This is a genomic window from Staphylococcus sp. CWZ226 (assembly GCF_018986355.1).
Classification (GTDB): domain Bacteria; phylum Bacillota; class Bacilli; order Staphylococcales; family Staphylococcaceae; genus Staphylococcus; species Staphylococcus simulans.
The window spans coordinates 186,786-198,666 of the sequence record NZ_JAHMSB010000002.1; the positions used below are offsets into that span (position 1 = coordinate 186,786).

The following is an 11,881-nucleotide window of genomic DNA, read 5'->3' on the forward strand; positions in this document are numbered from 1 at the left end:
AACGATAAATAAAGAAATAAAAAAATGAGGTCTGGGATATTTTCCCAGGCCTCATTTTACTTAAGTGTAAATATCTTATTTAACGTTATTTACAACATATTGTGGTGCTTTGTTGTCTTTTAAGACATCTACTGTGTTGTTTGCGACAATTTCAGCCATGCCGTCACGTGCTTCAAATGTAGCGTTACCGATATGCGGTGTAATCACGACATTATCTAGTGATTTCAAATCTTCAGTGATTTTCGGTTCGAATTCATAAACGTCTAACGCTGCACCTTCGATGACTTTGTCTTTCAATGCATCAGCAAGTGCTTGTTCGTTTACAATCGGACCACGCGCAGCATTAACTAAATAAGCTGTCGGTTTCATTTGTTTGAATTGTTCTGTATCGAACAAGTGGTGCAATTCTGGTTTGTAAGCAGCGTTGATTGTGATAAAGTCTGATTCTTTTAATAATGTGTCAAAATCAACGTATTTCGCACCTAATTCTTTTTCTTTATCTTCTTTACGATGTGGACCTGTATAAAGGATATCCATATCGAATGCTTTCGCACGTTTAGCAACTGCATAACCGATATTTCCTAAACCGAAGATACCGATAGTTTTACCTGATACTTCACGTCCTCTGAAGAATAATGGTGCCCAACCATCGAATCCTTTCGTACGTGATAACTGATCACCTTCAGCAATACGACGTGCCACTGCAAGAACTAACGCAAATGTTAATTCTGCTGTTGAGCGTGTTGAAACGCCAGGTGTGTTTGTCACATAGATGCCTTTAGATTCAGCATATTCAATATCTACATTATTAAAGCCGGCACCGTAGTTTGCGATCACTTTTAAGTTTTCGCCTGCTGCGATGACGTCTTTATCTACGTTTGTAGATAAAATACTGATTAATGCATCCGCATCTTTCACGCCATTTTTTAATGTTTCTTGATCCACAACTCCTGGACCATCGTACATATCGACTTCGATATTATTCTTTTCTAGAATATCAAGTCCTACTTGTGGGATAGGGCCTGCAATATAGACCTTAGCCATACAAAACACTCCCTTTCTTAGTTTATATATCAATTATATTAAAAGGAAGAAGGAGAAACAATGAATACACCGTAAGCGTATGCATGACTATGAAATGAGTTTTAACCCAACAGAAGAAACGACAATTAAGCCGATACAAAGAATACGCCAGATATTTTTGGATTCATTATAAAATATCATACTGATAATTGCACCGCCGCCAGTTCCAATACCTGTCCAAATCGCATAAGCAGTACCCATCGGGATGGAATTCATAGCGAGTGATAAAATACTGAAACTGAAGATAAAGGCGATACCTAATAACACAATATAAAATTTCTTGCCTGTTCGATTTAATTCATTTAAAAGAATCACGCCAAGAATTTCGAAACAGCCTGCGATAAATAAATATAACCATGCCATCAGTGTGAGCCCTCGCTTTCTGTTTCATCTGTTGATAGTTTTAGTCCAAGAATACCAATCAATAATAAGATGATGAAAAAGAGTTTGGTAAAGCTGAAGGGGTCGCCATAGACCACCATATCTAAAATAATGGTACCCACTGTACCGATACCTACGAAAATCGCATAAGCCGTTCCCACAGGCAATGATTTACAAGCATTGATTACTAATGCGAAACTGATCGCAATCATAATTAAAGTCAGTCCCCAACTGAGCACTGAATCTGCATTTTTAATACAATTGACCCAAATAATTTCTACTAAGCCAGCTAAAATGACTTTAAACCAGCGCATACACACGCCTCCTTCTTCTTAATTCAGCACTGTCTATTTTCTCAAATTACACACAGAGAAACAATGAATGTGTTTATGAAAAAAGCATCAAAAAAACACACAACGCTGTGGTTGTGTGTGATTAGTTGAAGAAGCGGATAGATAGCGGGATTAGGTATTCCTCGCCATTATATGCTTTGACAGCCGCTATGACTGAGAATACAATGCTCAATATACCGAGAACCGGTAATATTATCATACCAATTAATACGATGCATAAAACTAATGCTACAATCGTCCATATCGTATAAGAAATAACGAAATTAAAATAGTTTTTAGCGGTCTTATTTACAAAATAAGATTCACTGCCTTTGGTTAACCAAATAATTAAGGGTCCGATAATAGTTGTAAAAAAGCTGAGTATATAAATTAAACACGCGAATAAACGTGCATCTTCTGTTGGAAATTGTTGATAGACTTCAGTGTGCTCGGTGACTTGTTCAGGTGAATGTTCCTTAGTCATAGCGCTCCTCCGATATTTAAGATTACTTTAAATATAGCAATAATTGAGTTTAAATGAAACACAATCGGAAAATCTTCAATATTTTTTACCATTTTGGACACCTAACAATAACAATAAATAAAGAGAAGTAGGGTATGAAATATATAGACGTTATTGTTAATAAGTAGCTAACAAATTTTTATTTTATTATTTGTCTAATCATGTTACGATAACTATAATACACTATTTGATGGTCGCAGAAAGCTGTAACTGTGCGTGTTTTAGCATACACAAGTCTCACAAGTTTTCTGTTTTATTTTTCTTTAAGACGGTTAAATAGAATAAATAATATTTTCACACTTCGAGAGACCGTACATCACTTTATTTCTAGCAATAAAGCTATTGTACGGTCTCTCATAATCATGACTAAACAAAGAAAGAAGGTATGAAGCATGAAAATAGCAATTATTGGTTCAGGTAACGGTGCAGTCACAGCAGCCGTTGATATGACAAGCAAGGGCCACGATGTCAAATTGTATTGCCGTAACGCTTCTATCGAAAAGTTCGATAAAGCGATTGAACAAGGCGGTTTCCACTTCAATAATGAAGGTGAAGAAAGCTTTGTGAAATTTACACAAGTCAGCGATGACATTGAAGAGGTTATACAAGATGCAGAAATTATTCAAATGATTATTCCATCAACATTTATTGAATATTATGCACGTATTATGGCGCCGTTCGTTAAGGATGACCAAATTATATTCTTCAACATGGCAGCTGCTATGGGTTCAGCACGATTCCTTAACATATTAGAAGATGAATATATCGATGTATGCCCACGTTTTTGTGAAGCAAACACATTAACGTATGGTACGCGTGTTGACTTTGAAGAGGGTATTGTTGATCTATCTTTAAATGTACGTAAAGTCTATTTCACTTCTTATATTCAAGAACATTTAAGTGAAGACTTTGAAATTGTTGAAAAGATTTATCCTCAAATTATTAAAGAAGAAAACTTATGGAAAACAAACTTAGAAAATGGTAACCCAGAAGTGCACCCAGGACCAACTTTATTAAACGTTGGACGTATTGATTACTCTGGAGACTTCTCATTATATAAAGAAGGGATTACTAAACATACGGTTCGTTTACTGCATGCGGTAGAGCTTGAGCGTCTGTCACTTGGCCGTCGTTTAGGATTCGAACTGCAAACAGCAAAAGAAGCACGTATTCAACGTGGTTATTTAGAAAGAGATCGTGAAGATGAACCGTTAAATCGTCTGTTTAACGAAAGTCCTGTTTTCTCACAAATTCCAGGTCCAAATCACGTGAAGAATCGTTATTTAACTGAAGATATTGCATTCGGTTTAGTCTTATGGTCTAGCTTAGGGCGTGAAATTGGGGTAGAAACGCCGAATATTGATGCGATTATCGTCATAGCTTCTACAATTTTAGAACGTGATTTCTTTGAAGAGGGTCTGACAATCGACGAGTTAGGCAGAGATAAAGTTGGATTAGATTAACAATTAAATAAAGGGGGACATATTATGAAGAGAATGCCGACATTACTTGAATCCATTTCAACCATCGTTGTAATGATGTTATTAGTTATTGTTGGATTTGTGGTATTTGGAATTCCAGTACAACCATTATTAATTCTTTCAGCGGCTTATGCGTCAGTAATTGCCTGGCGTGTAGGCTTACGTTGGAAAGATTTAGAAGAGGGGATTACACAGCGGCTGAGTACAGCGATGCCTACGATTTATATTATTTTATGCGTAGGGATTGTAGTTGGGACATGGATGTATTCTGGAACCGTACCTGCTCTGATTTATTATGGATTAAAATTGTTGAATCCAAGTTATTTCTTGGTCTCTGCGTTTTTAATTTCAGCGATAACGTCTATGGCCACTGGAACCGCTTGGGGTTCTGCATCAACAGCAGGCATCGCATTAATTGCGATTGCACATCAATTACATATTGATGCGGGTATGGCTGCAGGTGCAATTATTGCAGGTGCAGTTTTCGGTGATAAGTTATCACCACTCTCTGATACAACAAACTTAGCGGCAATGGTCACGAACGTGAACATTTTTGCCCATATTAAAGCGATGTTATGGACGACGATTCCTGCGTCGATTATCGGTATGATAGTTTGGTTCTTTGCGGGATTAAATCATAAATCGAGTGCGGATAAAAGCCAAATCAATGCATTATTACGTCAACTTGAAAATGTATATCATATTAATTTCAGTGTATGGATTCCAGCGATTGTTATCATCGCATGTTTATTATTCCGCTTCTCAACCGTACCGGCTATGTTAGTTTCATGTGTGGCAGCGATCTTTGTCGGAGCACTGAATCATGGCTTTAATTTTACTGATGGTTTTAAAGCGGCCTTTGACGGTTTTAAACCAGATATGATTGTCCATCAAGTCAATTTAAATGATAAAGCGACGACTTTGCTTGAGCAAGGCGGCATGATGAGTATGACACAAGTCATTGTGACAATCTTCTGCGGCTATGCGTTTGCGGGTATTGTCGAAAAATCAGGTTGTTTAACAGTGATGTTGAACACAATTAAAGATAAAGTCACTTCACCAGGTACATTAATTTTAGTTACAGTAATATCTGGTTTGATTATGGTATTAGCAGCAGGAGTAGCATCTGTTGTGATTATCGTAGTAGGTATGTTGTTATATGATATGTATGATGAGATGAAGCTGTCTCGTACAAACTTATCACGTACACTTGAAGACTCAGGTACGATGATTATTCCATTGATCCCTTGGGGCACATCAGGAATTTATTATACGCAACAATTAGGTGTAAACGTCTATTCTTACTTTATTTGGACGGTACCTTGTTATTTATGTGTGATTTTCGCTATATTCTACGCCTTTACTGGCTGGTCAGTGAAAAAGGTGAAATCACTAGACACAACACATTATACGCAGCACGGTTAAAGATGAACTGTCTCGCTTTTTAAAGTGAGGCAGTTTTTCTTTGACTTTTTACAATTTTTCGGATTTTACACATTAAACGCGTGAATCCAGGGTATAACATACTAATGGTGGAACAATTATAGTTATCTAAGAAGGATTAATTGCAATTCCAATCATTTAAAAAATTAATATTTATTAGGTTTAGTTGTGTACTAAAACGGTTATTAAATATATATGAATGAGGTGATTCCATGCTATATGTAGTAATACTTGTAGCGATATTACTATTGTGTCTAGGAATTCATCGATACTTCAATTTAGATAATTTAACTGTAAAATATTCTTCTATTATCTATTTAGTAATCAGCTTTATATTGTATTTTGTAGCGATTTTGCAATATAGAGTTGATTCTTCTATGTCGGAATTTTTAGCACATGAAATGTTAATGACGTCTATCTTCGGGCTATTAATATTTTGGACATTATCCCAAACTAACAAAACAAAAGATACTGTTGTTTATACAGTAATGATATTAATCTTATCTCTTATTGAGGTTATGACTACGAGTCCTCAGCTTGGGATTAATGCCACAGTAGAAATGTTTGTGGTACGTATTGTCCTAACAGCCGGTATGGCCATAGGTTTAGGAGGCTATGTTCTTTATAGACAACTTAAACGACCCGTATCAGAAAGCTTCCCATTATTATATGTGTTAGCTTTCGCATTCTGGATTATGATCGCATATTGGTTATAACGTAGTAAATAGATAGAAAAGCCGGCAGGCTTAGGTGTAAATTCCTAAGTCGCCGGCTTCTTTGTTATGCGTATAAGTTAGCGGCAGGATAAGCAATAGAAATAAAAAAAGGGCATAAAAAAACCAACTGATTGTAGCTGATCAGTTGGTTTATATCGTAAATTTATTAATTAGTGGATGTAGTTGTATCCGCCTGCTTGGCTAGCTGAGATTGTACGTGTAGTTACAACGCCAGGACCTTGACCGTAGTTCATTTCTGAAACGTTTACTGAACCGTCGCTGTTTACACTTTCAACGTATGCAACGTGACCGAAAGCACCTTGGCTAGTTTGTAAGATTGCGCCAGCTGATGGGTTGTTGTTTACAGTGTAACCTGAAGCTGCTGCTGCGTTAGCCCAGTTGTTAGCGTTGCCCCAAGTTGAACCGATTTTACCGCCAACTTTGTCGAATACGTAGTAAGTACATTGACCTACAGTGTATAAGTTAGCACCTGATGATGAACGGTTAGCGAATGTGTTAGTGCTTGTTTTTGGTGCTGAAGTAGTTGTTACTTTAACGTTGTTGTCTGATGTTGAGTATGAAGCACCTAAACCGCCAGTACGTGGAGCAGTTGCTTGTGTATTGTAGCTAGTGTAGTTTGTATAGTTATTGTTAGCTGTGTTGTTGTTATTGTATTGAGCGTAAGTGCCATAGTAGTTATTGAATTGATTAGATTTGTTCCAGTTACCTTCCCAAGTGTAGTGGTAGTTACCATCTTGATCAATTGTATATGAGTAGCTGTAAGAATAAGGATCGTTTGAGTTGTATCCGTTATTTTGTGCAGCGTCTGCATCGTGATTAGATAAAGTTAAAGCAGCGATTCCTAAACCTGCTGTAGCGATTGTAGTAGTAGCGATTTTATTCATGATAAAATATCCTCCTAAAGATAATAAGCTAAATTATTTTTTAAGTCTCGTGACTGGATTAACATTTACTAAATTTCATAATTTGTTTTATTTGTTTCGTTCTCTTAACGACAAGACTTACTCTACCAAAAAAAATTGCACTTGTGTGGTTTGTTATCGTTTTGTAATTTAGTTCTAATAATTATGTATTTGGATGTAATAAGCATGAAAGTAGGACTATAGTCTTAGAATGTTGATGTTATCGCATTTTTAACATTTTTAATTATTTGTAAAGGATTTTCATATTACAGTCTTGTAATATAACAGAAAACTTTGAAACATAATTTCTAATGAATAAATGTTGTTTTGTAGTTAATATGACGGAGATTTATTTTTAAAATTCTGTCGAATAGATAGTCATCTAATTAAACATAATAGGTGGATGTTAACTATTAACTTAATGTAAAGTTAGGCTTTTCTTCATTAAATGGAAGTTTTTATCTCTTTGTTCAGCTCGAGTTGAAAGTATTGACTTAAGGAAAGAACAGATGTATTATTTAAGTATAAAAATTATACCTAAAGAGGTGAAAAAAGTGAAACTCGAAATTGGAATGACATCCTTTGCAGACAACACTGATATTTATACAGAAAACGGCATTCAAGAAAAATTAACAGCAGCAGAACGTATTAGAAACATCGTAGAAGAAATCCAACTTGCTGATGAAGTAGGGCTGGATGTATATGGATTAGGTGAACATCATCGTTCAGATTATGCAGTTTCAGATCCTGTGACTGTACTTGCGGCAGCAGCGACAACAACGAAACGTATTAAACTTTCATCGGCAGTAACGGTTTTATCATCAGATGATCCAGTACGTGTCTATGAACGTTTTGCGACATTGGATGCAGTATCTAACGGACGTGCTGAAATTATGGTAGGGCGCGGTTCGTTTATCGAATCTTTCCCATTATTCGGTTACAACCTTGATGATTACGATCAATTGTTTATTGAAAAGTTGGAATTATTGAAACGTATCAATCAACATGAGATTGTTAAATGGGAAGGCGGTTTGCGTCCAGCAATTAACAACTTAGGTGTATATCCTAGAGCAGTGCAAAAGGAAATTCCAATTTGGCTCGCAACAGGAGGCACACCAGAGTCTTCTATGAGAGCTGCAGAGTTCGGTTTACCGATTACCTACGCGATTATCGGTGGTAATCCTAGACGTTTCAAACGTAATATTGCAGTGTATCGTGCAGTTGCTGAAAACAGAGGTTATCGCGCAGAAGATATGCCGGTTGCAGTACATTCTTGGGGTTATATCGCAGAGACTGATGAAGCGGCACAACGTGAGTTTTACGCGCCGACTAAAGTCACACATGATATCATCGCCAGAGAACGTAATTGGCCGCCATACGATCAAGCGCATTTCCAACGTGAAATCAGCGATGAAGGCGCAATGTTTGTAGGAAGTCCAGAAACAGTCGCAAAGAAAATGATTAAAGTAATCGAAGAATTGAACTTGAATCGTTTCATGATTCACCTGCCAGTAGGGTCTATGCCACATGACCGTGTAATGCATGCAATTAAATTATACGGAGAAAGGGTAAAACCTATTGTAGAGGAATATTTTAATAATAAATAAAGGAGATTGTATTATGTTATTACGTTATTTAAACAATATTAAAATCGCTAAGGAATTATTACAGGCTTCAGAGCCAAAATTAAAAGGTGACGCAGGTATGAAAGATACTTTCGCAAATGTGTTCGGCCTTGATTCTAAATGGGTAACAGTTGCAGGTACTTTAGAAGCAGCAAGTGGTTTAATCTATTTACTAAGCTTCGGCAACAAAAAAATGACAAATGTTGCTTCATTATTAGCAGTAGGTGTATTAGGTGTTGCAGCTTACAAACACTACGAAGCAGGTCATGGTAAAGAAGGCGCTAAACACGCAACTGACTTATTGAAATTAGCTGCATTATCTTCAGCTGATACAATTTGCAGTAAAAAATAATAAATAATCAGTGTATATATGAATAAGGCTCAATCACAAAACTGTGGTTGAGCCTTTTTATTATGCTTGAGTATAACGTTTTAAATGTTTGGCAGTTAAGGTATCTGTTTGTAGGAAGTCTTTAGGCAAGCCGCTGAATAAGATTTGTCCTCCTTCTAAACCTGGACCTGGTCCGACATCAATGAGCCAATCCGCTTCACACATCATGGATAAGTTATGTTCAATCAGAATCACTGTATTCCCAGCTTCAATTAAATCATTGAAGCGATTCAATAGTAGAGGAATGTCTTCTTCATGTAAACCTGTTGTCGGCTCATCAAAGATATAAACATAATCAGTTGTCGGTTCGACTAAATGCTGACTTAATTTAACGCGCTGAATCTCACCGCCAGATAAGGTGTCTAGCGGTTGACCGAGTGCCATATAATTTAATCCAGTTTGGCTTAATGACTCTAATGCATCTTCAATTTCTTGATGCCCTTTAAAGAATTCTAAACCTTCATCTACAGTTAAGTTTAAAACATCCGCAATATTATAACCGTTAACTGTTGCTTCTAATACTTCAGGTTTATAGCGTTTACCATGACACACTTCACAAGTCTGAGAAAAATCAGCCATAAAGGCTAGTTCAGTTTTAATATAACCTTTACCGCCGCAATTGGGGCATGCACCTTTAGAATTATAGCTGAACATCGCTTTGCTTAATCCGGTTTGTTGGCTGAAGAATTTTCGTACTTGATCAAAGACACCTAAATAAGTCAGTAGATTAGAACGGCTTGAACCTTGAACTGCTTTTTGATCAACAAAGATAGTGTGTTCATTATCTTCAAATCCTTTTTTGACCAAAGTACTCTTACCAGAACCTGCGACACCTGTCATAACCGTCATGACTTGTTTAGGTAAATCAACCGTGACATCTTTTAAATTATTTTCTGTAATTGGTCCGAGATGGAAATATCCTGCAGGTTGACGCACGTCATTTTTAAGGTGATGTGGTTTTCTTAACGCATGACCTGTCGCTGTATCAGATTCTAATAATGCTGGATAATCTCCTTCAAATGTAATTTCTCCACCATTCTTACCAGAACCTGGTCCCATATCAATGACATAATCCGCTTCTTTAATAACATCAGGATCATGTTCAACAATTAAAACAGTATTGCCTTTTTCTTTAAGTGATTGTAAAATAATATTGATTTTTTGTATATCTTCAGGATGCAAACCAACACTGGGTTCATCAATAATATAAACTAAATCAGATAAAGGACTATTCAAATGACGGATTAATTTAAGACGTTGTGCTTCTCCACCAGAAAGTGTTGTTGTGACACGGTCGAGTGTTAGATAGCTTAATCCTATGAAATCTAGAGCTTCAAGTTGTTTTCGAAGCGGCGCAATAATAAATTCTGCAGTTGGTTGATTCAATTGATCTAAAAAAGCCAAGTTCTCTTTAATTGTCATTTTAGTAAAATCAGAAATATTATAGCCATTGATTTTACAACTTAATACCTTTTGATTTAGTCTTTGTCCTTCACAAACAGGACATGTTTTAGTGGTAACGACGTGTTTTAAATGGCGTGCATAACGTTTTTTCGCAAAAGTTTTATCGCCTAAAAAGATACGGCTGAAACGCGGAATCAATCCCACATATTTCGCAGTTTTTCTCCATTCTTTCGGTGGATTTTTAAGCTTTGTCGGCTGTTGATATAAAAATAAATCAAGTTCTTCTTTGGTAAAGTCTTTTAACTTTTTGTCATTATCAAACAAACCGCTGTCGCGATATGCTTTTCCTCTTTCTTTATCCGGACCGAAAGAAGGGAAGTCGATGGCACCTTCATTTAATGACTTATCCCAATCTAACAATTCATCTAAATTAATTGATTCAATGTAACCTAAACCTTCACATTCTTTGCACATGCCTGATGGGCTGTTGAATGAAAAAACATCAGAATAGCCTACAAAAGGTGTGCCGATACGTGACCATAATAAACGCACAGATGCGTATATGTCTGAAATTGTGCCGACTGTTGAGCGAGAGTTGCCGTTATAACGTTGTTGGCTGATTGTCATCGCAACAGGCAGATGGTCTATGTGATCGACGCTAGGTCTAGGTTGTTGATTAAGATGAAACTGTATGTAACTTGAATAAGTTTCGTTTAAAAGGTGCTCTGATTCAGCAGCGAGTGTATTAAAAACGAGTGAAGACTTTCCTGAACCAGAACGGCCTGTAAATACAGTTATGAAATGTTTAGGAATGTCTACATCGATGGATTTTAAATTATTCTGTGTCGCACCTTTGACACGGATATAATCTTGTTTCATCCTTTCATCCTCCTTGTTTGTATATGTGATACACATTCATTATGACATTGATTAATTGTATTCCCCAATATTCATTTATTACTACTTTTATTGCTTTTGATTTTTTGAATAGACAGTCATCCTATTAACCCAATTAACCTTAGTGAAAACTTTACATTCGTGATGACTGATTTCAACATTATGACGTTTACTATTTTGATTATTTTAGGAACAAAAATAGATTGTTATTTAATGAGAGTTGTAATAAAATTAGTTTATGTAGGGGCTTGCTTGAAATTATCAGAACAATTCACTAAACATCTTCGAAAAACATCAAGAAGGAGTGAATTTCACTATGAACAATAAAAACATAATTAATGATTTATCAAAATTCGTCACTGTAGCACAAAAAGTAAGAGAGGTCAGTGCTACAATAAAAAGTGAGTTTCAAATCACTTTTGAAGAACTCTTTATTTTAAACTACATTCACAGCAGTGAAAAAGAACGTACAGAGTTCAATGTAAAAGAAATCATTCAACTTTCCAACTTAAAACCATATTTTATTTCTAAAGCGATTCAAAAGCTTAAAGAGCGTAAACTCTTAACTAAAAAAAGAAATAAACATGATGAAAGAACCGTGATTTTAGTAGTTGATCCAGAGCAAAGAAAGGAAATCGAGGCTCTTTGTAAAGCGGTCAGCAAAGTATTTTAATCATAGGAG

At 36.1% G+C, this 11,881-nt stretch carries 12 protein-coding genes; 6 read left to right on the forward strand and 6 right to left on the reverse strand.

Annotated elements, in window-relative coordinates; translation table 11 throughout:
* Positions 1 to 75 precede the first annotated feature (75 nt).
* The 4 genes from KRR19_RS02545 to KRR19_RS02560 all read right to left on the reverse strand — a co-directional run bounded on the left by KRR19_RS02545 (position 76) and on the right by KRR19_RS02560 (position 2,280).
* Positions 76 to 1,044, reverse strand: a complete 969-nt coding sequence (locus KRR19_RS02545) for a 2-hydroxyacid dehydrogenase family protein (protein WP_002479640.1) — start codon at positions 1,042 to 1,044, stop codon at positions 76 to 78.
* Between the two features lie 87 nt (positions 1,045 to 1,131).
* The gene (locus KRR19_RS02550) at positions 1,132 to 1,446 is read right to left on the reverse strand and encodes a DMT family transporter (RefSeq protein ID WP_002479639.1); all 315 of its coding nucleotides are present in this window, start codon (positions 1,444 to 1,446) and stop codon (positions 1,132 to 1,134) included.
* Positions 1,446 to 1,778 (reverse strand): DMT family transporter, encoded by a 333-nt coding sequence (locus tag KRR19_RS02555; RefSeq protein ID WP_002479638.1) that lies wholly within the window; start codon positions 1,776 to 1,778, stop codon positions 1,446 to 1,448. The genes KRR19_RS02550 and KRR19_RS02555 overlap by 1 nt, the downstream gene beginning before the upstream one ends.
* A gap of 121 nt (positions 1,779 to 1,899) precedes the next feature.
* On the reverse strand, positions 1,900 to 2,280 hold the full coding sequence (locus KRR19_RS02560; protein WP_023015020.1) for a DUF4870 domain-containing protein: 381 nt from the start codon (positions 2,278 to 2,280) through the stop codon (positions 1,900 to 1,902).
* 431 nt (positions 2,281 to 2,711) lie between these two features.
* Between KRR19_RS02560 and KRR19_RS02565 the strand changes: the two genes are divergently transcribed.
* From KRR19_RS02565 to KRR19_RS02575, 3 genes are all read left to right on the forward strand, one after another.
* Positions 2,712 to 3,782, forward strand: coding sequence for an NAD/NADP-dependent octopine/nopaline dehydrogenase family protein (locus KRR19_RS02565; RefSeq protein ID WP_002479636.1), 1,071 nt, complete (start codon positions 2,712 to 2,714; stop codon positions 3,780 to 3,782).
* A gap of 24 nt (positions 3,783 to 3,806) precedes the next feature.
* Entirely contained in the window at positions 3,807 to 5,225 is a 1,419-nt protein-coding gene (gene nhaC, locus KRR19_RS02570; RefSeq protein WP_156666518.1) for a Na+/H+ antiporter NhaC, read from the forward strand.
* A 395-nt stretch (positions 5,226 to 5,620) separates the two neighbouring features.
* Positions 5,621 to 5,959, forward strand: coding sequence for a hypothetical protein (locus tag KRR19_RS02575; RefSeq protein WP_234016222.1), 339 nt, complete (start codon positions 5,621 to 5,623; stop codon positions 5,957 to 5,959).
* Between the two features lie 170 nt (positions 5,960 to 6,129).
* Here the strand turns inward: KRR19_RS02575 and KRR19_RS02580 are convergent, their stop codons facing one another.
* Entirely contained in the window at positions 6,130 to 6,864 is a 735-nt protein-coding gene (locus KRR19_RS02580; protein ID WP_023015016.1) for a CHAP domain-containing protein, read from the reverse strand.
* 572 nt (positions 6,865 to 7,436) lie between these two features.
* Between KRR19_RS02580 and KRR19_RS02585 the strand changes: the two genes are divergently transcribed.
* Complete coding sequence (locus KRR19_RS02585) at positions 7,437 to 8,489, forward strand: LLM class flavin-dependent oxidoreductase (RefSeq protein ID WP_156666519.1); 1,053 nt, start codon at positions 7,437 to 7,439, stop codon at positions 8,487 to 8,489.
* Positions 8,490 to 8,502: 13 nt separating this feature from the next.
* Positions 8,503 to 8,859 (forward strand): DoxX family protein, encoded by a 357-nt coding sequence (locus KRR19_RS02590; protein WP_023015013.1) that lies wholly within the window; start codon positions 8,503 to 8,505, stop codon positions 8,857 to 8,859.
* 60 nt (positions 8,860 to 8,919) lie between these two features.
* On the opposite strand, the gene KRR19_RS02595 is transcribed toward KRR19_RS02590, so the two are convergent.
* On the reverse strand, positions 8,920 to 11,181 hold the full coding sequence (locus KRR19_RS02595) for an ATP-binding cassette domain-containing protein (protein ID WP_060803648.1): 2,262 nt from the start codon (positions 11,179 to 11,181) through the stop codon (positions 8,920 to 8,922).
* Positions 11,182 to 11,515: 334 nt separating this feature from the next.
* On the opposite strand from KRR19_RS02595, the gene KRR19_RS02600 reads away from it, so the two are divergent.
* Complete coding sequence (locus KRR19_RS02600; protein WP_002479629.1) at positions 11,516 to 11,872, forward strand: transcriptional regulator, SarA/Rot family; 357 nt, start codon at positions 11,516 to 11,518, stop codon at positions 11,870 to 11,872.
* The last annotated feature ends 9 nt before the right edge of the window (positions 11,873 to 11,881 follow it).